Source organism: Serratia sp. CY31944, assembly GCF_052169175.1.
In the GTDB taxonomy this organism is placed as follows: Bacteria; Pseudomonadota; Gammaproteobacteria; order Enterobacterales; family Enterobacteriaceae; genus Serratia; species Serratia sarumanii.
Genome location: NZ_JBJNLG010000007.1, coordinates 33,716 through 55,849, shown reverse-complemented (window position 1 = coordinate 55,849; position 22,134 = coordinate 33,716). Strand labels below are relative to the sequence as shown.

The following is a 22,134-nucleotide window of genomic DNA, read 5'->3' as shown; positions in this document are numbered from 1 at the left end:
CCGTTAAAGGTACTTCTGCGCGAAGCGGTTGATGTCGCGAAAATCCGCCAGCCGCGCCTGCAGCGTGGCGTGATCCCAGTGCCACCACTGGCTGCGTTCGATGCGTTCTATCAGCGCGTCGTCAAAGCGCATGCCGATCTTCTTGGCCGCCACGCCGGCGACGATGCTGTAAGGCTCCACGTCCTTGGTGACCACCGCCGCGCTGCCGATCACCGCGCCGTTGCCGACGCTGACGCCCGGCATCAGGATGGCGTTATGGCCGATCCACACGTCGTGGCCGACGGTGACGTGGTGCTCGCGCCGCCAGTCGAAGAACGCCGCGTCGTCTTCCCCCAGCCCGTATTCGGAGGCGCGGTAGGTAAAGTGGTGCTGCGCGATACGCTGGTAGGTCGGGTGGTTGCCGGGATTGATGCGCGCATAGGAGGCGATGGAGACGAACTTGCCGATGGTGGCGTAAAAAATCTGGTTGTGCCCGGCGGTGTAGGAGTAGTCCCCCATCTCCACCTCTTCCAGGATCGCATCGTCGGCCAGATGCACATATTGGCCGAGCCGGGTGCGGTTAAGGGTCACGTTGTCGCCGATTTTCGGCTGGGCAAAGTCGTTCATGGCGTCGCGTCCTGAGCTTGTCGGGTAGCGGTAGGCAGCAGCGCCAGCAGCGCCGCCAGGGTGTCGTCGAGTGGGCCGTCGTTGTGCAGCACCCGGCAGCCGGCGGGCAGACTCTGCTGATATTCCGCCGCCCGCGCCAGCCGCTGCTCGATCTGTTCGGCGCTTTCTCGCCCGCGATCCTGCAGGCGCCGGCGCAGGATCGCGGCGTTGACCTGCAGGCACACCGGCAGCAGCTGCGCGCCATAGCGCTGCTGCGCCTGTGGCAGGTGGGCGCGCGAACCGTTGACCGCCACGTCGATCCCCTGCAGCAGCCAAAGATCCACTTCGATCCCAAACGCGTAGCGCTGCTGGTGCGCCTGCCAGTCGAGCGCGAACAGCCCCTTGGCGCGGCGGCGCAGAAATTCCGGTTCGCTCAGCGCGATGTGATTCTCGCAGCCGGCGTCCGCCGGCCGGGTGATGTAACGGTGCGCCACCAGCGGCGCGCGGTCGGCGTCGGCCCGCAGCGCGGCCAGCAGGCTGTCCTTGCCTGCGCCGGAAGGCCCCATCAGGTAGATGAGCCGCGCCATCAGAACACCTGCCTGCCCTGGCGCCACACGTTCTGCACGTAAACGTGCTCACCGTGCGGCCGCGCCAGCACCAGATCCGCCCGCAATCCTTCGGCGATGGTGCCGCGATCCTGCAGATCCAGCGCCCGCGCCGGGTTGCGGGTGATCATGCGCACCGCCTGGGGCAGATCGTAGGCGTTGCGTTCGTCCGCCGCGAGGCGAAACGCCGCGTCCAGCAGGCTGGCCGGGTAATAATCGGAAGAGAGGATATCCAGCACCCCCAGCGCCGCCAGGTGGTGCGCCGCCACGTTGCCGGAGTGGGAGCCGCCGCGCACGATGTTCGGCGCGCCCATCAGCACCTGCAGGCCCTGCTGGTGTGAGGCGCGGGCGGCCGCTTCGGTGGTGGGGAACTCGGCGATGGCGCTGCCCAGCGCGCAGGATTCGGCCACGTGCGCGGCGGTGGCATCGTCATGGCTGGCCAACGAGATGCGGCGCGCGCGGCAGTGGGCGGCGATCGCATCGCGGTTCGGCGCGGCCCAGCGGGCGGACAGGGCGACCTGCTGCTCCTCGTATTCGCTCATCTGCTGGTCGTTGAGGTGGTATTTGCCCTGATAGTATTCGCGGTATTTTTCGCGCGAGGCGAACTGGCGCTGGCCCGGCGAGTGATCCATCAGCGACACCAGCGATACGCCCGGCTTGTCCATCAGCTGTTCGAACAGCGGCAGCGTGCTCTCGTGCGGCAGCTCGCAGCGCAGGTGCAGCCGGTGCTCGGCGCGGTTCACCCCGGCGCGCTGGCTGTGGATCACCGCGTCGATCATCTTCTGCAGGTTTTCCAGCCGGTGGCCGCCATCGCGCACGTCGCCGATCGCCACCGCGTCCAATACCGTGGTGATGCCGTTGGCCACCATCAGCGCGTCGTGGCTGCTCATCGCCGAATGGGCCGGCCAGTCGACGTTTGGGCGCGGGGTGAAGAACTTGTCCAGGTTGTCGGTATGCAGTTCGATCAGCCCCGGCAGCAGCCAGCCGCCGTCGCCGTCCAGCGCCTGCGGCAGCCGGCACGGGCCGTCGGTGAAGCTGCGGATCACGCCGTCCTGCATCTCCAGCGAGCCTTGCACCACCTGGTCATCCAGCACCAGCTTAACGTTATTGACGATCATCAGAGGGCCTCCAGCGCCTGCGGCGCCTGCATGTCATAAAGCCGGTCGGCGACCTGCTGGCGGACGCCTTCATCGTGAAAAATGCCGACGATCGCCGCGCCGCGCGCCTTGGCGCGTTCGATAAGCTGTACCACCGCCGCGCTGTTGCGGCTGTCGAGCGAGGCGGTCGGTTCGTCCAGCAACAGGATGGGGTAATCGACGATAAAGCCGCGCGCGATGTTCACCCGCTGCTGCTCGCCGCCGGAGAAGGTGGACGGCGCCAGCGGCCACAGGCGCTGCGGCACGTTGAGCGCAGCGAGCAGCGCTTCGGCGCGTTCTCGGCACTCGGCGCGTTCGACGCCCTGTTCCAGCAGCGGCTGCATCACCACCTCCAGCGCGCTGATGCGCGGGATCACCCGCAGGAACTGGCTGACCCAGCCCAGCGTATGGCGGCGCACCGCCAGAATCTGGCGCGCATCGGCGCTGACCATGTCCAGCCAGTCGCCCTGGTGGTTGATCCAGATATGGCCGCTGTCCGGCAGGTAGTTGGCGTACAGCGAGCGCAGCAGGGTGGATTTGCCGCTGCCGGAGTGGCCGTGCAGCACCACGCATTCGCCGCTGCCGACCGTCAGGTTGGCGTCGTGCAGCACCGGCAGGCGGGTGCCGTACTGCTGGTGCAGCACAAAGGTTTTACTGAGATGTTCAACTCGGATTTGCATAGTCATCTGTATATCGCCTTGGGTTACGACAGCACCGAAGAAACCAGCAGCTGGGTGTAAGGATGGTGCGGATCGTCCAGCACCCGGTCGGTCAGGCCGCTCTCCACCACTTCGCCCTGTTTCATCACCAGCAGGCGGTGGGCCAGCAGCCGCGCCACGCCGAGATCGTGGGTAACGATCACCGCCGCCAGCTGCATTTCCACCACCAGGTTGCGCAGCAGATCGAGCAGGCGCGCCTGCACCGACACGTCCAGCCCGCCGGTCGGCTCATCCATAAACACCAGCTTGGGGTGGGTGACCAGGTTGCGGGCGATCTGCAGCCGCTGCTGCATGCCGCCGGAGAAGGTGGTCGGCAGATCGTCGAGGCGCGACAGCGGGATTTCGACGTCTTCCAGCCACTGGCCGGCCTGGCGGCGAATGTCGCCATAGTGGCGCTGGCCGATGGCCATCAGCCGTTCGCCGATGTTGCCGCCGGCGGAGACCTGCGGCCGTAGCCCGTCGAGCGGGTGCTGGTGCACCACGCCCCAGTCGGTGCGCAGCAGGCGGCGGCGATCGCTCTCCGCCATGGCGTACAGATCCTGTTCCTGGCCCGCCTGCGGGCGGTAAAGGATCTGCCCGCGCTGCGGCGCCAGCCGCGCCGAGATCGACTTCAGCAGCGTGGTTTTGCCGGAGCCGGATTCGCCGACGATGCCCAGCACTTCACCGGGGTAGATGTCGAATGACACGTCGCTGAAGCCCTTGCCGGGGGCGTACAGGTGGGTGAGCCGGTTCACCGACAGCAGCGGAGTGGTGCTCAAAGGGGTGGAAGTCATCAGTGCTGCGCCTCTTGCGAAGATTGCGCCAGCTGCTGCCGGCAGTAGTCGGTGTCCGAACAGACGAACATGCGGTTGCCCCGATCGTCGAGCACCACCTCGTCCAGGTAGCTGTGGCGCGAGCCGCACAGCGCGCAGGGTTCGTCCCACTGCTGCACGCTGAACGGATGGTCGTCGAAGTCCAGGCTCTCCACCTTGGTGAACGGCGGCAGGGCGTAGATGCGTTTCTCGCGCCCGGCGCCGAACAGCTGCAGCGCCGGCATCATGTGCATTTTCGGGTTGTCGAATTTCGGGATCGGCGACGGGTCCATCACGTAGCGATCGTTGACCTTCACCGGGTAGGCGTAGGTGGTGGCGATATGGCCGTAGCGCGCGATGTCTTCATACAGCTTCACCTGCATCACGCCGTACTCCTCCAGCGCGTGCATCTTGCGGGTCTCGGTTTCGCGCGGCTCGATAAAGCGCAGCGGCTCGGGGATCGGCACCTGATAGATCAGGATCTGGTCTTCGCGCAGCGCGGTTTCTGGAATGCGGTGACGGGTTTGGATCAGCGTGGCCTCCGGCGTGCGTTCGGTGGTTTCCACCCCGGCGACGCGCTGGAAGAAGCGGCGGATCGACACCGCGTTGGTGGTGTCGTCGGCGCCCTGGTCGATCACCTTCAGCACGTCGGCGCGGCCGATGACGCTGGCGGTGAGCTGAATACCGCCGGTGCCCCAGCCGTAGGGCATCGGCATCTCGCGGCCGCCGAACGGCACCTGATAGCCGGGGATCGCCACCGCTTTGAGGATAGCGCGGCGGATCATGCGCTTGGTCTGCTCGTCCAGATAGCCGAGGTTATAGCCGGTCAATACTTCACTCATCGCGGGCCTCCTGACGCTCGCTGTATTCCTGTCGTAGCCGCTTGAGCAGCTCCAGTTCGGCCTGGAAGTCGACGTAGTGCGGCAGCTTGAGATGGGAGACGAAGCCGGCGGCCTCGACGTTGTCGGCGTGGGCCAGCACGAACTCTTCGTCCTGCGCCGGGCCGGCGATGCCTTCGCCGTAGTCGGGGCTTTGCAATGCGCGGTCCACCAGCGCCATCGCCATCGCCTTGCGTTCGGCGCGGCCGAACACCAGCCCGTAACCGCGGGTGAAGTGCGGTGGGTGGTCCTTTGGATCGACGAAGCCGTTGACCATTTCGCACTCGGTCAGCAGGATTTCGCCGATGTCGATGGCGAAACCGAGCTCTTCAGGCACGATCTCCACCGAAACGTGGCCGGTGCGGATCTCGCCGGCGAACGGGTGGTTGCGGCCGTAGCCGCGCTGGGTGGCGTAACCGAGCGCCAGCAGAAAACCTTCATCGCCGCGCACCAGCTGCTGCAGGCGCGCCGAGCGCGAGCAGGGGTAAACCGGCGGGTTGCGGGTAATGTCGTCCGGCGTGCTGCCGTCGTCCTGTTCCTCCCGCGCCAGCTGCTGGCGACACAACAGATCGAACACGTGGCTGCAGTTATCCGGTAGCGGTTCGTCGGCCTGCGGCGCACGCGGCGCCTCGCCTTCCGCCAGCAGCGCGAAGTCCAGCAGACGGTGGGTGTAGTCGTAGGTTGGCCCCAGCACCTGCCCGCCGGGCAAGTCCTTGTAAACCGCCGAGATGCGCCGCTCCAGCCGCATGTTTTCGCTGGCCAGCGGCTCGCTGACCGCGAGGCGCGGCAGGGTGGTGCGATAGGCGCGCAGCAGGAAGATCGCCTCCACCAGATCGCCGCTGGCCTGTTTGATGGCCAGCGCCGCCAGCTCGCGATCGTAGATGCCGCCTTCGGTCATCACCCGATCCACCGCCAGCCCCAGCTGCTGTTCGATTTGTTCCGCGCCGATCGCCGGCAGCGCGTCGTCGCCGCGCCGCAGCTGTTCCTGCAGCTGATGGGCGGCCTCAATGGCTTTTTCGCCCCCTTTTACCGCTACGTACATCAGCACACCTCCACGCGGGTGGTCCGCGGGATCGCCAGCAGGCGATCGCCGCAGGTCAGCAAAATATCCAGCCCCAGCGGGAAGCGCTGCGGGCGGTTGACCAGGTAATCCAGCAGCGCCGGCGGCAGGCGCGGCGCAATCAGGCGTTGGCTCTCGATGCCGGGGCCGGTCAGGCGCAGCGCGGCGCTGTTCTCCAGCTCGCCGAGCTGCACGATGACCGTGGCGCCGAACTCCGGCGAGATTTCCGTGCCGTGCGGCAACGCCTGCAGATCGGCGGCCTGCACGTGCTCATCGAACAGGGCAAAACAGACCTCCTGCGCCGTGGCGGCCAGCGGCGCGCCGCTGTGAAAACGAATGTTTGTTAGCACTTGCTCACTTTTGAGCGCCGCGCACAGCTGCAGCGGCGTTTCCTGATCGGCCAGCGTCAGCAGCGCGGCGGTGCTGGCGGCGTTCAGCGGCGCCCAGGCCGGGCCGTTCGGCAGCGTCACCCGGTGGCCCGGTTCGCTCAAGGCTTTAAGAATCAAACGGAAAGTGTGCTGCGATTGGTCTATCGGTTGTTCAAAACCGGTCAATAAACTCATGGCTTAATCCCCTCGCACCAGCGTAAAGAAATCCACCCGGCTGGCGGCGATCGCCCGGGCGCGCAGCTGGCGCTGTTCGTGTTGCAGCGCGGCCAGCGGCGCGATCAGCTGTTGTTGCAGGCGTTCGCCGTGTTCCGGCTGTTGCAGCAGCGCATCGGCCAGCGCGCACAGCTCGGCGTGCGCCTTGTCGCGCCCGGCGATATAGCTGTAGCCGTAGCCGCCGTTGTCCAGCTGCACCACCGCGCGGGTGACCGTCATGTCCCCCAGCACGAAGCGGCGGCCGGTGGCGCCCATGCGCCCCTGCAGCTGGGCCAGGCCGATCTCCGGCGCGCGGATGCTGCGGTAAGCCGGGCTGAGGTTCAGCGCCTGCCAGTGGCTGCGCAGCTGCTCGGGCCGGCTGTGCGCCAGCACCGACATCCAGCGTTGTCTCGACTCTAAGGCTTGCATTCAGTGCTCCATCGTCAGTTCAATCATGTCGGCGCGGGCCAGGCTGACGGAGTATTCCGCCACGTCTTCGCCGCCGCTGCGGACGTTAAGGGTGCGCACGCACAGCAGCGGCGCGTGGGTGGCGATCTCCAGCAGCCGGCTCTCTTTGGCCTGCGCGCGGCGCGCGCTGATGCGCGTCTGGCGGCGGGTCAGCGGCTGCTGCAGGTGTTGTTCGATAAACTGGTGCAGCGAACCGCTGTGGAACTGCTGCAGCGCCGGCCACCAGTCCAGATCGGGCAGATAATGGTCGATCACGCTCATCGGCACGCCGTTGACCCGGCGCAGGGTGCGCAGGTGGATCACCATTTCGCCTTCTTCACGCGAAAGTGCGCTGGCGACATGCCCATTGCAAGGGCGCAAGACAGCGAGTAAGCGCTCACTGGTGGGGTGGCTGCCCTGCTCGAACAGGTTCTGGCTGAAGCGGGTATTGGCGTGCAGCGGGTAGTCGTAAGGCCGCATCAGCACCAGAATGCCGACGCCGTGGCGGCGCTGCAGCCAGCCGCGCTCCACCAGCTGATCCACCGCGCGGCGCAGGGTGTGGCGATTGACCTGATAACGCTCGGCCAGCTGCTGTTCCGAAGGCAGGTAGTCGCCGCAGCGGTACTGCGTGCGCAGCTCCTGTTCCAGCTGCGCGGCGATCTGCTGATAGCGGGTGGGGTAAGTGGTCGGATGTCTAGATAACTCCATCATAATAAAAACCTCGTCATACCGATGGCTGTGCGATGAAGGCGGAAGCGGTGCGTTTCATCGTGCGTCTACCCTGTGGTTTTCAAGTTGGCATCATGGTGCCGGGCGCAGATGACAATCGCGTTACGCCGCGGTGGCGAACAGATGAACTATTTAGGACAGCCCGGGCGTGCACGGGCGGCGGGGGCGCGCTATGCTGGCGCCACTGTTGACTGACTCTGGCCGCGACCATGCCGCAACCTCTGAATGCCCCTGAACACGCCCCACGCGCCTGGCCGCTGTGGAAACCGATCCTGTTTCTGCTGGTGGTGGCCGTCGGCCTCTACTACGTCAAATGGCAGCCTTACTACGGCAAGGCCTTTGTGGCGGCGGACAGCCACTCGATCGGCAAATCGATCCTGGCCGACGGCGCCGCGAGCCCCTGGCTGGCGGCCTGGCAGTACGCGCTGGTCTACTTCACCGCGGTGTGGAAGGCGGCGCTGCTCGGGGTGCTGTTAGGTTCGCTGGTGCAGGTGCTGATCCCGCGCGACTGGCTGGCGCGCACGCTCGGCCACCGGCGTTTTTCCGGCACCGTGCTGGGGGCGCTGATCGCGCTGCCGGGCATGATGTGCACCTGCTGCGCCGCACCGGTTGCCGCCGGCATGCGCCGCCAGTCGGTATCCAGCGGCGCCGCGCTGGCCTTTTGGCTCGCCAACCCGGTATTGAACCCGGCGACGCTGGTGTTCATGGGGTTTGTGCTCGGTTGGCCGTTCGCCGCCATCCGCCTGGTGGCGGGCGTGGTGATGGTGCTGGGCATCGCCTGGCTGGTGCAGCGCGTGACCGCCAACGATCCACAGCCCGCCGCGCCGCAGCCGCCGGTGATGACGGCGCAGAGCGACGAGCGGCCGTTCCTCGCCCGCTGGGGCAAAGCGCTGTGGGCGCTGTTTTGGTCGACCATCCCGATCTACGTGCTGGCGGTGCTGGCGCTGGGGGCGGCGCGGGTCTGGCTGTTCCCACACGCCGACGGCGCCGTCGACAATAGCCTGCTGTGGATCATCGCGCTGGCGATCGTCGGCTGCCTGTTCGTTATCCCCACCGCGGCGGAGATCCCGATCGTGCAGACCATGATGCTGGCGGGCATGGGCGCCGGCCCGGCGCTGGCGCTACTGATGACCCTGCCGGCGGTCAGCCTGCCTTCGCTGCTGATGCTCAACAAAGCTTTCTCCTCCCGGGCACTGTGCCTGACGGCGGCGCTGGTGGCGCTGTGCGGCGTGCTGACCGGCGTGGTGGGGATGGGGTTGGTGTAACGGATTCGTGATTTGACGCTATCTCGATGGAGGAGATGGAAATGGAACAGCGGAATAAACCTGAAATGGACGTAGAGGCGATGTTGCTGGAGCAAGCGTTGCGTGAAAGGGTAGATGCCGCCCTTGATCGCTTAAGAAACGGCACCGCGGTTTATTTCAGCCATTCGGAGGTAGAAAAACGAATGGCTATATTTAAAGCAAAAATCATGGCGCGCTATCGGCGGGGGTGTTGAGGGGGATTCGTTTAGAGCTGGGCTGGCAGTGTCTACGGATAGAACTGCCAGGCGGCTTTGAGCGAGGAGCGGAAGTTGGTACTTTTCCCAAAAGGTGATTACAGAATTAGTAGCTATTCACCATTCCGAAATCAAAAACCTGGAGAATATTTCACAGGAGACATAGCACCTTTCTTTCTTAGAATATCCGGAATCTTTTTACCAAGATAAATCTTCGTTATCTCTGGGGGGGCGACTCTTCCTCGGAACCCAAAGCGGGATTTTTGAGTAGATTCAAACTCATCGTCTGCATCCCATGAAGGCATCTCTGGAAAATTCTCACGAGTAGATTTGAGCCACTCATCAGCGATATAAACCCCTCTTACGATCCCCCTCACTGTAGCAAGTATGACCTCAGCTTTACAGGCACGCTCAATGCTGACACGCCAGCTAAAACGTACGGCATCATAGAGGTCTACATCCTTTGAACTTCTATTAACTGATATCATCAGAACTTTATGCTGGAACACAACTGTTTCAGGTTGGTATGTAGCGATTAACTCTTTGATGTGCGCAGCACCATATTCATTGCTGCCAGCACCGTTCATGATGTTAGTTAAACCAGGATAGGCGTCTATAAGTGCGGCTTCAACCTCGTAAGCAGTCTTTTCATCAGCCATTCCGTGCCGATGGATAACATGGATGACTTCGAGACCTGCTAGTCTTATCTCTCTAAGTTGCTTGAGTTTGTTACTAAGCAGTTCATTATCATCAGCTATTGCGACCTCACCGCGCATATGAGCAAATACACGATTACCTTTTCCCTTCCCCACATAGAAAGTACTTCCATCCCTTGGATCAATCAATCGGTATACATACCAACCAAGATGTTCCATAACTCCCGGTGGAAACTCATTAATATCCATGTCAAAACACCTATCACTCGATTTATAAAACATATTTTAAACATAGTACTGTCGATTAATGACTAATAGTACCCAATAATTTTTCCCTGTGATTGATACAGCGGGGAATTAGCAAAATATGCTTCTGGCACAAATACGCCCGTCAGATTGGCTCCATGCTGCAGATGTGTCAGATCGAATCTGGATGAATACCTATTGAAACGTGTGTTGATAGCTCATCGCAACCTATGCACCACCTGGTTGCTGCTGCCGCGCCAAATCAGCGCCGGGTCTTTCAAATCCTGCACGAACTTGCCGTCGATCAGCACGTTGATCCTGTCCACCACCTGCATTTGCTGTGCGTCCAGCTCCGCCAGCCGGTAGCCGGTCCACAGCCAGATATCCTTGCCGGGGCACTCGGCGCGCACCCGTTTCACCAGCTTTAAGATGCTTGGCACGTTGGCCGGATGCAGCGGATCGCCGCCGGAGAGCGACAGCCCCTGGCGCGGCACGCGCGTATCGTTCAGATCGGCGATGATGCGGTCTTCCAGCGCCGCGGTAAACGGCTGGCCGGAGTTGAGCCGCCAGGTGCTTTTGTTGTAGCAGCCGGGGCACTGGTGCACGCAGCCGGCGACAAACAGCGTGCAGCGGGTGCCGGGGCCGTTGACCACGTCGATCGGGTAATACTGGTGATAATTCATGTGAGGCCTGCCCATCAGGCTATTTTACTGGCCATTTTGCCTCCGGGCAGTGCTCCCAATCCTTACGTACTGCGTGTACGCTGCGGTTGGTGCGCGCTGGCCGAAGGCAAACTGGCTGCGACAATCACGCCTGATGAACAGGCTTCTGCATAGGCTGCGCGGCGTTTCTCAGCCGAGCTGCCCGTTGCCGAGGTGTTTCACCCGGCGTTTCACCTCTTCCTGCTTGCCGGCGTTGAACGGCCGGGCATCGGGGCTGCCGAGGTAGCCGCACACCCGGCGGGTGACCGAGACCTTGGCCGAGTCGTGGTTGCCGCATTTCGGGCAGGTGAAGCCCTTGCTGGTGCAGGAAAATTCACCGGTGAAGCCGCACTCGTAGCACTCGTCGATCGGGGTGTTGGTGCCGTAGTAAGGCACCCGGCTGTAGCTGTAGTCCCACACGTCTTCCAGCGCCTTCAGATTGTGCTGCAGGTTCGGGTATTCGCCGTAGCAGATGAAGCCGCCGCTGGCCAACGGCGGGTAGGGCGCTTCGAAGTCCAGCTTGTCGTACGGATTGACCTTCTTCTCCACGTCGAGGTGGAAGCTGTTGGTGTAATAGCCCTTATCGGTGACGCCCGGCACCACGCCGAAATCGGCGGTGTCCAGCCGGCAGAAGCGATCGCACAGGTTCTCGCTCGGCGTGCTGTAGAGGCTGAAGCCGTAGCCGGTCTCGTCTTTCCAGGCGTCGACGGCGGCGCGCAGGCGCGCGACGATCGCCACCGCTTTGGCGCGCAGCGCCTCGTCGTCATACACGTGGTTTTTGCCGCCGAACAGCGCGTTGATGGTCTCGTGCAGGCCGATGTAGCCCAGCGAAATCGAGGCGCGGCCGTGCTTGAAGATATCGGCGATATTGTCGTCGGCCTTGAGCCGCACGCCGCAGGCGCCTTCCATGTACAAGATTGGCGCCACCCGCGCCTTGATGCCTTCCAGCCGGGCGATGCGCGTCATCAGGGCCTTTTTCGCCAGCTGCAGGCGCTGATCCAGCAGCGCCCAGAAGCGCGACTCATCGCCCATCGCCTCCAGCGCGATGCGCGGCAGGTTGAGGCTGATGACGCCGATGTTGTTGCGGCCGTCGTGCACCAGTTCGCCGTCCTGCTCGTAGGTGCCGAGGAAGCTGCGGCAACCCATCGGCGTTTTGAACGAGCCGGTGACCTTCACCACCTGATCGTAGTTGAGGATGTCCGGGTACATGCGCTTGCTGGCGCACTCCAGCGCCAACTGCTTGATGTCGTAGTTCGGATCGCCGTACTGGTGGTTGAGGCCGTCGCGGATGGCGAACACCAGTTTGGGGAACACGGCGGTCTTGCGGTTTTTGCCCAGCCCGGCGATGCGGTTTTTCAGGATCGAGCGCTGGATCAGGCGCGATTCCCAGCTGGTGCCGAGGCCGAAGCCGAAGGTGACGAACGGCGTCTGGCCGTTGGCGGTGTGCAGGGTGTTGACCTCGTACTCCAGCGACTGGAAGGCGTCGTAACACTCTTTCTCGGTGCGCGCCATGGCATAGCCTTTGGCGTCCGGGATTTGCCATTCCTCCGCCACCTGCAGGTGTTTGCGGAAGCTCTCGTCGACGAACGGAGCCAGAATTTCATCGATGCGGTTGATGGTGGTGCCGCCATAGATATGGCTGGCGACCTGGGCAATGATCTGCGCGGTCACGGCGGTGGCGGTAGAGATCGACTTCGGCGGCTCGATTTCGGCGTTGCCCATCTTGAAGCCGTTGGTCAGCATGCCTTTCAGATCGATCAGCATGCAGTTGAACATCGGGAAGAACGGCGAGTAGTCGAGATCGTGGTAGTGAATTTCGCCGCGTTCATGGGCCAGCACCACGTCGCGCGGCAGGATGTGCTGCTTGGCGTAGTGTTTGGCGACGATGCCCGCCAGCAGGTCGCGCTGGGTGGGGATCACCTTGCTGTCCTTGTTGGCGTTTTCGTTCAGCAGCGCGCGGTTGCTCTGCTCGACCAGGCCGCGAATTTCCTGGTTCAGGCGGCCGCGCAGCTCGCGCGCCACATCGCGATCGTGGCGGTATTCGATATAGGCGCGCGCCAGCTGTTTGTACTCGCCGGCCATCAGCTGGTTTTCCACCGCCTGCTGGATCTCGTGGATATCGACGCGCGGCTGCTGCTCCATGCGCTGAGCGACCACGCGGGCGACGGTGGCGCAGTAGTCGGCGTCGACCACGCCCACCGCCAGCGCGGCGCGCTCGATGGCCTGCGCGATGCGCGCTTCGTCAAAAGGTACCTGGCAACCGTCCCGCTTAATCACTACTGGTTTCACGTTGTACTCCTTGTTCCCCGAGGGAGCGTTCATACCCGCCTGGCGTGGCGAGCAACCGTCAAATTTCGCTTATCCACAGGGCAAAGCCGCAGCGCGTAAGGGCTGTGGCGGCGTGTGGATGATTTTGTGGATAACTACTATATATAGGTGTTCGTAATTCTTAATGCACTATATATAGATATTGGCGAGATTCTTTTGATGTAGAACAAGGAAAACGGAAGAGCGTGCGCAAGCTGAACAGTCGTCAATCGCTCACTGGCCGATCGCGAAAATGCGCCAGCAGAAAGTCGACCCAGACGCGCACCCGCGGCGGCAGATCCGCCGAGGCGTAATAGAGCCACAGCTGCACCGGGCGCGGCCAGCACTCCGCCAGCACCGGCCGCAGCGTGCCCTGTTCGAAGTGCTTGTCGAGATACCAGCGCGCCAGGTTGACGATGCCCAGCCCGGCCAGCGACGCATCCAGCAACATTTCCGGGCGGCTCACCACCAATCGGCCGTTCAGATCCAGCGCCAGCGTTTCGCCCTGATGGCGCAGCTGCCATTTGACGTGGCGGCCGTTGCTGGGGTTGCGGTGCAGCAGGCAGTCGTGCCGCAGCAGGTCGTGCGGCGTTTGCGGTTCACCGCGCCGCGCCAGATAGTCGGGCGACGCCGCCAGCACCATGTGCATCGGGTAGAGCGGGCGGGCCACCAGCCGGCTGTCGGGATCGACCCGGCTGCCGATGCCGACGTCGAAACCTTCGCCCACCAGATTCACCACCCGGGCATCCAGCGACAGATCGAGATCGATCTGCGGGTAGCGCGCCAGAAATTGCGGGATCAACGGCATCAGCATCTGGCGGCCAAAGCCGGGGATCATCGTGACGCGCACCACCCCGGCCGGCGCCTGCCGTTCGCCGCCGGCGCTTTCCAGCGTCGCCGCCAACGCCTGCCACAGCGGCGCCACCTGCGCCAGCAGCGCTTTGCCCTCGTCGGTCAGCAGCACGTTGTGGGTGTTGCGCTGAAACAGCCGCAGCGCCAGCTTCTCTTCCAGCGCGCGGATATTTTTGCTGACCGCCGCCGGCGTGACGCCCAGCTGGCGGGCGGCGGCGGAGAAATTTTGCGCCTGCGCGGCGGCGAGGAAGGCCGGCAGCAGGCGGTGCACGTCAAAGGGCAGCGACATAGTGGTTGATACTTTCGGTTGAAATTGAAGTGACCTTGAACAGCCTACACCCGAAGCGGCAGAAATGGAAAAATGCCTCATCTTCTTTACGTTCAAGGAATCATTTATGTCACGCATTTTAGTGTTAACCGCCCACCGCACCCCCGACGAGTCGCGCATCAACCAGGCGCTGATCGAGGCCGTGCGCCCGCTGCCTAACGTGACCGTGCACGAGCTGATCCGCGCTTACCCGGATTACCGCATCGACGTAGCGCGCGAACAGGCACTGCTGGCAAGCCACGATGCGGTGGTAATGATGTTCCCGTTTTTCTGGTACAGCTCGCCGGCGATCCTGCGCGAATGGCAGGACGCGGTATTAACCTATGGTTTCGCCTACGGCAGCGAGGGCACCAAACTGCACGGCAAGCCGCTGCAGCTGGTGGTGAGCACCGGCGGTAACGCGCAGGCTTATACGGCGGAAGGATACAACCGTTATCCGGTGCAGGATCTGCTGCTGCCGTTCCACGCGCTGGCTAACCTGACCGGCATGGATTATCTGCCGCCGCATCTGGTGCAGGGCGTGAGCGACATGAGCGATGAGCAGTTGGCGCAAGAGGCCGCCGGGGTGGTGGCGCTGATGGGGACATTGTAGGGCGCAGTTCATCGCTGCGCCCTGCGGGGTCAGTCTTCGAGCAGCCACCACACCGCTTCGAACGGCCGCAGCGTCAGCGCCTGCGGCTGGTCCTCCGAGTCGCTGTAGTTGCTCATCAGCGGGCGCCATTGGGCGGAGGCTTCCACGCCTTCCGCCGCCCAGGCCAGCGGTTCGCGGCTCAGGTTGGCCACCACCAGCAGGCGCTGGCCGTTCCAGCTGCGCTGATAGCACCATAGCGCCGGGTGATCCGGCGCCAGATCCTGATAGTCGCCGTGGGTCAGCAGCGGATACTGCTTGCGCAGGGTGATCAGCTGGCGGTAGGCGTAAAACACCGAGTCGAGGTCGGCCAGCGCCGCGTCGGCGTTGATCTGCAGGTAGTTCTCGGCGCAGCCGATCCACGGCGTGCCGGTGGTGAAACCGGCGTGCGGCGCGGCGCTCCACTGCATCGGCGTGCGGCCGTTGTCGCGCGATTTGTCCGCCAGGATCGCCAGCAGTTCGGCGTCGCCGCGGCCCTGGGCGCTCAGCTCGGCGTACATGTTCAGGCTTTCCACGTCGCGATACTGCTCGATGGCGCGGAAGCCGGGGTTGGTCATGCCGATCTCTTCACCCTGGTAGATATAAGGCGTGCCCTGCATGCCGTGCAGCACCATCGCCAGCATTTTGGCGGCCGGCACCCGCAGTGCGCCTTCATCGCCGAAGCGCGATACGATGCGCGGCTGATCGTGGTTGCACCAGAACAGCGCGTTCCAGGCGCGGTTATGCATCCCTTGCTGCCAGTGGCGGAAGATCTGCTTTAACTCCACATAATCCGGCGCCGCCCGCGTCCATTTTTCACCGCCGGCGTAGTCCACCTTCAGGTGGTGGAAGTTGAAGGTCATCGACAGCTCTTCGCCGCTCTGCGCCGCGTACTGCTGGCAATGCTCAAGCGTGGTGGAGGACATCTCGCCCACCGTCATCAGGCCGCGTGGCTGGAACACGTCGCGGCTCATTTCCTGCAGGAACTCGTGAATGCGCGGGCCGTCGGTGTAGAAGCGGCGGCCATCGCCCTGGCTGTCGGACGGGAAGTCCTGCTGCTTGGACACCAGGTTGATCACGTCGAGGCGCAGGCCGTCGACGCCTTTATCTGCCCAGAACTGACACACTTTCTTCAGCTCTTCGCGCACCGGCGGGTGTTCCCAGTTGAGATCCGCCTGCTCGGTGGCGAACAGGTGCAGATAGTACTGGCCGCTGTCGGCGTGCCACTGCCAGGCGTTGCCGCCGAACTTGGATCGCCAGTTGTTCGGCGGCGTATCCCCCTCGCCGTCGCGCCAGACGTAAAACTGGCGATACGGGCTGTGGCGATCCTGCGCGGCCTTGAACCACGGGTGCTCGGTCGAGGTGTGGTTGAACACCATGTCCATCACGATGCGGATGCCGCGCCGGTGGGCGGCGGCGACCAACTGCTCGAAGTCCGCCATGGTGCCGTAAGCCGGATCGATGGCGCAGTAGTCCGCCACGTCATAGCCGTTGTCCACCTGCGGCGACACGTAGACCGGCGTCAGCCAGATGGCGTCGACGCCCAGCTCCTGCAGATAGTCCAGCCGCCGGGTCACGCCGGCCAAATCGCCGTAGCCGTTGCCGGTGCTGTCCTGAAAACTCTTCGGATAAATTTGGTAGATGACGCCGTTCTGCCACCAGGGGGTTGGGTTGCTCATAGATCAATACCTTTGAATCGTGACAACGGGCCTGCGTAAGCAGGCCCCTACATTCATTTTGCGTCAATCAAACCGGCAGCTCGCCGCGGGCGGCCTTGCGTTTGTAGACCATGATGGTCAGCACCAGCGGGATGACGATCGCCACCAGAATCGCCAGCGAGTAAATCAGCCAGAACTGCGGCTTGATAGACAGGATGCCCGGCAGGCCGCCGACGCCGATGCCGTTGGCCATCACGCCGTCCAGGCCGCAGATCAGGCCCGCGATCGCGGAGCCGATCATCGCGCATAGCATCGGGAAGCGATATTTGAGGTTGATGCCGTACATCGCCGGTTCGGTCACGCCGAGGTAGGCGGAGATCGCCGCCGGCACCGAGATTTCACGCTCGTTGGCCTTGCGGCTGATGATGATGATGCCGAGCACCGCCGAGGCCTGCGCGATGTTGGACAGCGCAATCAGCGGCCACACCGGGGTGCCGCCCATGCTCTGGATCATCTGCATGTCGATGGCCAGCGTGGTCTGGTGCACGCCGGTGATCACCAGCGGCGCATACAGGAAGCCGAACAGCGCGGCGCCCACTGGGGCGAAGCTGCCGGTCATCACCGCTTTCACCGCCCAGGCAACCCCGTCGCCGATCATGCGGCCGAACGGCCCGATCAGCGCGTGCGCCAGGAACACCGCCAGCAGCAGCGAAACCACCGGCACCACCACCAGATAGAGATAGTCGGGGACGATCTTTTTCAGCCGGGTTTCGATCCAGCCCAGCGCCATGCCCGCCAGGATCGACGGGATCACCTGCGCCTGATAGCCGACTTTCTGGATCACGAACCAGCCGAAGTTCCACACTTCCGGCGTTTGCTGGCCGAGCAGGTAGGAGTTCATCAGCTGCGGCGACACCAGGGTGACGCCCAGCACGATGCCGAGCACCGGCGTGCCGCCCATCTTTTTCACCGTCGACCAGCAGATGGCCACCGGCAGGAACATGAAGATCGCTTCACCGAGCAGCCACAGGAAGTCGTAAATGGTTTTCCACGCCGGGTGCATCTGCGCCAGCGTTTGGCCGCCGGACATCGGGATGTCGCCGATCACGTTGCGGAAGCCGAGGATCAGACCGCCGCTGATCAGCGCCGGCAGCAGCGGGAAGAAGATCTCGGCGAAGTGGGAGATGGTGCGCTCGGTCCAGGTCATGTTCTGGCGCGCGGCCACCTTGGCCTGCTCCTTGTCGGCCTCGTTGACGCCGGTGCTGGCGATCAGCGCCTGATAGTAGTCGCCGACGTCGGTGCCGATCACCACCTGGAACTGCCCGGCGTTGGTGAAGCAGCCTTTGACCATCGGCAGCTCTTCGATTTCCTTGGGGCTGGCCTTGCTGGGGTCGTTGAGGACGAAACGCAACCGGGTAATGCAATGGCTGACGGTGGCGATGTTTTCGCGGCCGCCGACCAAAACAATCAGGCGATCAATATCCTGCTGTTTTACTTTGCTCATTATGGGATACCTGCAGAGGTGTTGGCTGAGTAATGATCAAAGCTTAGTCACTCGGATTTTTTTATGGAATGGGAACGTTCCCGGTTTGGGGCGAGGATCACAAAATGACAAAAAATGGTCGTCTTTTAATCAGGAAAGTTTGCTGGGCACCACCAGGCGGCGGATCCCCTGTTCACCGTTGAGCTGCGCCAGCAGCTGTTGCGCCGCCAGCAGGCCGGCGCTGCCGTAGCCGAACTCCACAGACAGAGTATCGGGGAACAGAAAGCTGAGCAGCGGGGTGTTGCCGATGGCGCACACCTGGATGGCGTGCGTCGGCTGCTGCTGCAGGTATTTGATTGCCCCCAGGGCGATGCTGTCGGAGGCGCAGATCAGCGCGCTGGTGTGCGGGTCGATCACCTCGGCGGCGTGTTGGAAACCGCTCTGGTAGCTCAGCTCGCCCAGCGTGGCGCGCGGCGTGAGCTTGAGGCGCTCGCAGGCGTCGAGATAGGCCTGGTAGCGGCGCTGGCCGGTGGTGGCGTCGCTGAGCTGCACCCCCAGATAGCCGATGTGCCGGTGCCCTTGCCGATACAGGCGATCCATCAGCAGGTTCACCGCGCCGGCGTCGTCGTAGCAGACGGATGAAAAGCCGTCGTATTCGCGCACCATCACCACCATTTTTTCCTGCCACGGTTTGAGCATCGCCGCGGTCAGCCCGGTAAAGCCGAACAGGATCACGCCGTCGACGTTGCGCTGGCGCAGCACGTGCAGGTGCTCCTGCACCAGGCGGGTTTCGAACTGGCTCTCCATCACGATAGGATCGAAACCCTGCTGATACAGCAGCGGCAGCATGGTGCGCACCGCCTGGTTTTCCGACGGCGAATCGAGACGGGAAACGATGATGCCCACCACTTTGTCGCTCTGGCCGCGCATGGCGCGCGCCGACTTGGAGGGGGTAAACCCTTGCTGACGGATCACCGCTTCCACCCGTTCGCGGGTCTGCGGGCTCACGCTGCCTTCGTTGTTCAGCACCCGTGAGACGGTGGATTTGCCTACGCCGCTCAGGCGTGCGATGTCCTTGATGGTCAGCCGGTTTTGCATGGTTTACTTTTCGTTGAGGTGGACAGGCGTAACATAATGGCCTGTAAAACAATGCCCGTCAGCATAGCTCATTTTCCCACGCGGATCTTGAGGCAATACGGGATTGTTGCACTGCGCTGAACGGCCGCTCCTGCCGCTCTGTTTTTCCCTTTACCGGAGGTGATTCCCCATATGGACCCCGACCCGACCGCTTTAGACACTCACTCGGTTCACCGGTAAAACCTTTCCGCCTGGCGCTGCTGTTTTACCGGTGAAGTACATCACGGTAACCGGTGGCGCGCGCTTCGTCGTTCGCTCCTGCTGCTGAAAAAAGAATAAGGATCTGCGTTGGCAGAGGCTTTTTGGCGCACCCGCCATCCGCCCGGCCGATGACGATCCCCGTTTACCCGCTGCCGTGAGGCACCGGGCGACGAGGTGCGAACCATGAAACTGAAAAAACTCCCCCGTCAGCTGCTGGGCCTGTTCGCCCGCGGCCTTCCGCGCCGTTTGGTGCGCCGCGACAGCCTGCTGGACGGCGTCGGCGGCGCTGCGCACGATATGCCGGCCGGCCTGGCGCAACAGCGGCTGGAATGCGCCGCCGCAGAGACGATGCAGCTGTTTGAGCGTTTCCACAGCCACCCGGAAGGCATCACCGCCCATGAGGCGGAGCAGGTACGCCGGCGCTGCGGCGAGAACGTCATCGACGATCAGCAGAAAGAGGCCTGGTGGCAACACCTCTGGCACTGCTATCGCAACCCGTTCAACCTGCTGCTGACCGCGCTCGGCATGATCTCGTACGCCACAGAGGATCTCACCGGCGCGCTGGTGATCGCGCTGATGGTGCTGATCTCCACGCTGCTGAACTTCATCCAGGAGGCGCGCTCCAACCGGGCGGCCGATGCGCTGAAAGCGATGGTGAGCAACACCGCCACGGTGATCCGCAGCGATGCGCTCACCGGCAAGAGCGAACACGTGGAGCTGCCGATCGCGCAATTGGTGCCGGGCGATATCGTCAAGCTGGCGGCCGGGGACATGATCCCGGCGGATCTGCGCCTGCTGTCGGCCAAGGATCTGTTCATCAGTCAGGCGGCGCTGACCGGTGAATCGCTGCCGGTGGAAAAATCCGCGGCGCCGCAGGCGCTGGCGGCCGATCCGCTCGACTGCCAGAACCTGTGCTTCATGGGCACCAACGTGGTCAGCGGCACCGCGCTGGCGATGGTGATCGGCACCGGCGGCGGCACCTATTTCGGCCAGCTGGCGCAGCGCGTCACCAGCCAGGAGCAGCAGCCGAACGCCTTCCAGAGCGGCATCAGCAAGGTCAGCTGGCTGCTGATCCGCTTTATGCTGGTGATGACGCCGATCGTGCTGCTGATCAACGGCTACACCAAGGGCGACTGGTGGGAAGCGGCGCTGTTCGCGCTGTCGGTGGCGGTCGGGCTGACGCCGGAAATGCTGCCGATGATCGTCACCTCGACGCTGGCCAAAGGGGCGGTGAAGCTGTCGCGCCAGAAGGTGATCGTCAAACGCCTGGACGCCATCCAGAACTTCGGCGCCATGGACATTCTGTGTACCGACAAGACCGGCACCCTGACTCAGGACAAGATCGTGCTGGAGCGCCACACCGATGCGTTCGGCGCTGGCAGCGAGCGGGTGCTGCGCTACGCCTGGCTGAACAGCTTCTACCAGACCGGGCTGAAAAACCTGCTCGACGTGGCGGTGCTGAGCTGCGCGGAGCAGAATCGGCAGCCGGCGGCGTTGCAAAACTACCGCAAGGTGGATGAGATCCCGTTCGATTTCGTACGCCGCCGCATGTCGGTGGTGGTGGCCAAGGACAACGAGTATCACGAGCTGGTGTGCAAGGGCGCGCTGGAAGAGATGCTGGCGATTTGCAGCCACGTGCGCCACGAAGACGAGGTGATCCCACTGAGCGAGGCGCTGCTGGCGCGCATTCGCCGCATCACCGACGATCTCAACCAGCAGGGGCTGCGGGTGGTGGCGGTGGCCAACAAGATCCTGCCGGCGCAAACCCATGAATACGGCGTGGCGGATGAGTCGGATCTGATCCTCGAAGGCTACGTTGCCTTCCTCGATCCGCCGAAGGAGAGCACCGCGCCGGCGCTGGCGGCGCTGAAACAGAACGGCGTCACGGTGAAGATCCTCACCGGCGACAACGAGCTGGTGGCCGCCAAAGTGTGCCGGGACGTCGGGCTGGAGGCCGATAGTCTGCTGCGCGGCAGCGAGATCGAACAGATGGACGACGAGCAGCTGGCGCAGGCGGCGGCGCGCACCACGGTGTTCGCCAAGCTGACGCCGCTGCACAAGGAGCGCATCGTCAAACTGCTGCGCCGCCAGGGGCACGTGGTGGGCTTTATGGGCGACGGCATCAACGATGCGCCGGCGCTGCGCGCGGCCGATATCGGCATCTCCGTCGATTCAGCGGTGGACATCGCCAAGGAGGCGGCGGACATTATCCTGCTGGAAAAAAGCCTGATGGTGCTGGAGCAGGGGGTGATCGAAGGGCGCCGTACCTTCGCCAACATGCTGAAATACATCAAGATGACCGCCAGCTCCAACTTCGGTAACGTGTTCAGCGTGCTGATCGCCAGCGCCTTCCTGCCGTTTCTGCCGATGCTGCCGCTGCACCTGCTGATTCAGAACCTGATGTACGACATCTCGCAGATCGCCATCCCGTTCGATAACGTCGACGACGATCAGATCACCCAGCCGCAGCGCTGGAACTCCGCCGATCTGGGGCGGTTTATGGTGTTCTTCGGGCCGATCAGCTCGATCTTCGACGTGCTGACCTTCAGCCTGATGTGGTGGGTATTCAAGGCCAATACGCCGGAAATGCAGACGCTGTTCCAGTCCGGCTGGTTCGTGGAAGGGCTGCTGTCGCAAACGCTGATCGTCCACATGATCCGCACGCGCAAAATTCCGTTTATCCAGAGCCGCCCGTCCTGGCCGCTGTGCATCATGACGCTGGCGGTGATCGCCACCGGCATCGGCCTGGTGTTCTCGCCGCTGGCCGGCTTCCTGCAGCTGCAGGCGCTGCCGCTCGGCTACTTCCCGTGGCTGGTGCTGATCCTCGTCGGTTACATGGTGCTGACCCAGTGCGTGAAAGGCTGGTTCGTGCGCCGCTACGGCTGGCAATAACCCGCTCGCCCCCTCCGGCCGGGAGGGGGCAACTGTG

The 22,134-nt window shown here is 63.4% G+C and carries 21 protein-coding genes; 4 read left to right on the top strand and 17 right to left on the bottom strand.

What is annotated here, in order from left to right; genetic code table 11:
* Window positions 1-3: 3 nt before the first annotated feature.
* The 10 genes from ACJ8IN_RS10160 to phnF are packed head-to-tail and all read right to left on the bottom strand — an operon-like array spanning window position 4 to window position 7,513.
* Window positions 4-606 (bottom strand): DapH/DapD/GlmU-related protein, encoded by a 603-nt coding sequence (locus ACJ8IN_RS10160; RefSeq protein ID WP_015376431.1) that lies wholly within the window; start codon window positions 604-606, stop codon window positions 4-6.
* Window positions 603-1,172: a ribose 1,5-bisphosphokinase gene (phnN, locus tag ACJ8IN_RS10155; RefSeq protein ID WP_016929305.1), complete on the bottom strand. Its 570-nt coding sequence runs from the start codon at window positions 1,170-1,172 to the stop codon at window positions 603-605. Before phnN ends, ACJ8IN_RS10160 begins: the two co-directional genes overlap by 4 nt.
* Window positions 1,172-2,308: an alpha-D-ribose 1-methylphosphonate 5-triphosphate diphosphatase gene (gene phnM / locus ACJ8IN_RS10150; RefSeq protein ID WP_308325377.1), complete on the bottom strand. Its 1,137-nt coding sequence runs from the start codon at window positions 2,306-2,308 to the stop codon at window positions 1,172-1,174. Before phnM ends, phnN begins: the two co-directional genes overlap by 1 nt.
* Window positions 2,308-3,012, bottom strand: a complete 705-nt coding sequence (phnL, locus tag ACJ8IN_RS10145) for a phosphonate C-P lyase system protein PhnL (RefSeq protein WP_033636844.1) — start codon at window positions 3,010-3,012, stop codon at window positions 2,308-2,310. The genes phnM and phnL overlap by 1 nt, the downstream gene beginning before the upstream one ends.
* Window positions 3,013-3,029: 17 nt before the next feature.
* Window positions 3,030-3,818, bottom strand: a complete 789-nt coding sequence (phnK, locus tag ACJ8IN_RS10140; RefSeq protein WP_038879071.1) for a phosphonate C-P lyase system protein PhnK — start codon at window positions 3,816-3,818, stop codon at window positions 3,030-3,032.
* Window positions 3,818-4,678 carry an alpha-D-ribose 1-methylphosphonate 5-phosphate C-P-lyase PhnJ gene (locus ACJ8IN_RS10135; RefSeq protein ID WP_004933420.1) on the bottom strand — a complete coding sequence of 287 codons (861 nt, stop codon included), beginning with the start codon at window positions 4,676-4,678 and terminating at the stop codon, window positions 3,818-3,820. The genes phnK and ACJ8IN_RS10135 overlap by 1 nt, the downstream gene beginning before the upstream one ends.
* Window positions 4,671-5,756, bottom strand: a complete 1,086-nt coding sequence (locus ACJ8IN_RS10130) for a carbon-phosphorus lyase complex subunit PhnI (RefSeq protein ID WP_308325378.1) — start codon at window positions 5,754-5,756, stop codon at window positions 4,671-4,673. Before ACJ8IN_RS10130 ends, ACJ8IN_RS10135 begins: the two co-directional genes overlap by 8 nt.
* Window positions 5,756-6,337 (bottom strand): phosphonate C-P lyase system protein PhnH, encoded by a 582-nt coding sequence (gene phnH, locus ACJ8IN_RS10125; protein WP_308325379.1) that lies wholly within the window; start codon window positions 6,335-6,337, stop codon window positions 5,756-5,758. The genes ACJ8IN_RS10130 and phnH overlap by 1 nt, the downstream gene beginning before the upstream one ends.
* A gap of 3 nt (window positions 6,338-6,340) precedes the next feature.
* Complete coding sequence (phnG, locus tag ACJ8IN_RS10120; RefSeq protein WP_039567742.1) at window positions 6,341-6,784, bottom strand: phosphonate C-P lyase system protein PhnG; 444 nt, start codon at window positions 6,782-6,784, stop codon at window positions 6,341-6,343.
* A complete protein-coding gene (phnF, locus tag ACJ8IN_RS10115) occupies window positions 6,785-7,513 on the bottom strand; it encodes a phosphonate metabolism transcriptional regulator PhnF (protein ID WP_015376439.1) in 729 nt (242 codons plus the stop codon).
* 227 nt (window positions 7,514-7,740) lie between these two features.
* Between phnF and ACJ8IN_RS10110 the strand changes: the two genes are divergently transcribed.
* Together ACJ8IN_RS10110 and ACJ8IN_RS10105 are read left to right on the top strand one after the other, a co-directional pair.
* Window positions 7,741-8,796 carry a permease gene (locus ACJ8IN_RS10110; protein ID WP_308325380.1) on the top strand — a complete coding sequence of 352 codons (1,056 nt, stop codon included), beginning with the start codon at window positions 7,741-7,743 and terminating at the stop codon, window positions 8,794-8,796.
* Between the two features lie 41 nt (window positions 8,797-8,837).
* Window positions 8,838-9,029: a hypothetical protein gene (locus tag ACJ8IN_RS10105; RefSeq protein WP_094859888.1), complete on the top strand. Its 192-nt coding sequence runs from the start codon at window positions 8,838-8,840 to the stop codon at window positions 9,027-9,029.
* A gap of 131 nt (window positions 9,030-9,160) precedes the next feature.
* Here ACJ8IN_RS10105 and ACJ8IN_RS10100 read toward each other — a convergent pair whose 3' ends face one another.
* The 4 genes from ACJ8IN_RS10100 to ACJ8IN_RS10085 all read right to left on the bottom strand — a co-directional run bounded on the left by ACJ8IN_RS10100 (window position 9,161) and on the right by ACJ8IN_RS10085 (window position 14,080).
* Window positions 9,161-9,934 carry an LEM-3-like GIY-YIG domain-containing protein gene (locus tag ACJ8IN_RS10100; RefSeq protein WP_033652779.1) on the bottom strand — a complete coding sequence of 258 codons (774 nt, stop codon included), beginning with the start codon at window positions 9,932-9,934 and terminating at the stop codon, window positions 9,161-9,163.
* Window positions 9,935-10,149: 215 nt separating this feature from the next.
* Window positions 10,150-10,614 carry an anaerobic ribonucleoside-triphosphate reductase-activating protein gene (gene nrdG / locus ACJ8IN_RS10095; RefSeq protein WP_060422977.1) on the bottom strand — a complete coding sequence of 155 codons (465 nt, stop codon included), beginning with the start codon at window positions 10,612-10,614 and terminating at the stop codon, window positions 10,150-10,152.
* A 168-nt stretch (window positions 10,615-10,782) separates the two neighbouring features.
* On the bottom strand, window positions 10,783-12,921 hold the full coding sequence (nrdD, locus tag ACJ8IN_RS10090; protein WP_060419611.1) for an anaerobic ribonucleoside-triphosphate reductase: 2,139 nt from the start codon (window positions 12,919-12,921) through the stop codon (window positions 10,783-10,785).
* 244 nt (window positions 12,922-13,165) lie between these two features.
* Window positions 13,166-14,080 carry a LysR family transcriptional regulator gene (locus ACJ8IN_RS10085; RefSeq protein WP_161764320.1) on the bottom strand — a complete coding sequence of 305 codons (915 nt, stop codon included), beginning with the start codon at window positions 14,078-14,080 and terminating at the stop codon, window positions 13,166-13,168.
* Between the two features lie 106 nt (window positions 14,081-14,186).
* Here ACJ8IN_RS10085 and ACJ8IN_RS10080 point away from each other — a divergent pair, with 106 nt between their 5' ends.
* Window positions 14,187-14,711: an NAD(P)H-dependent oxidoreductase gene (locus ACJ8IN_RS10080; protein WP_161764321.1), complete on the top strand. Its 525-nt coding sequence runs from the start codon at window positions 14,187-14,189 to the stop codon at window positions 14,709-14,711.
* Window positions 14,712-14,740: 29 nt separating this feature from the next.
* Here ACJ8IN_RS10080 and treC read toward each other — a convergent pair whose 3' ends face one another.
* The 3 genes from treC to treR form a co-directional block, all read right to left on the bottom strand.
* Window positions 14,741-16,405, bottom strand: a complete 1,665-nt coding sequence (gene treC / locus ACJ8IN_RS10075; protein ID WP_047569577.1) for an alpha,alpha-phosphotrehalase — start codon at window positions 16,403-16,405, stop codon at window positions 14,741-14,743.
* 67 nt (window positions 16,406-16,472) lie between these two features.
* Window positions 16,473-17,888 (bottom strand): PTS trehalose transporter subunit IIBC, encoded by a 1,416-nt coding sequence (gene treB, locus ACJ8IN_RS10070; RefSeq protein WP_033636857.1) that lies wholly within the window; start codon window positions 17,886-17,888, stop codon window positions 16,473-16,475.
* 129 nt (window positions 17,889-18,017) lie between these two features.
* Entirely contained in the window at window positions 18,018-18,965 is a 948-nt protein-coding gene (treR, locus tag ACJ8IN_RS10065; protein WP_033652784.1) for a trehalose operon repressor TreR, read from the bottom strand.
* 423 nt (window positions 18,966-19,388) lie between these two features.
* On the opposite strand from treR, the gene mgtA reads away from it, so the two are divergent.
* The gene (gene mgtA / locus ACJ8IN_RS10060) at window positions 19,389-22,097 is read left to right on the top strand and encodes a magnesium-translocating P-type ATPase (RefSeq protein ID WP_047569575.1); all 2,709 of its coding nucleotides are present in this window, start codon (window positions 19,389-19,391) and stop codon (window positions 22,095-22,097) included.
* Window positions 22,098-22,134: the final 37 nt, after the last annotated feature.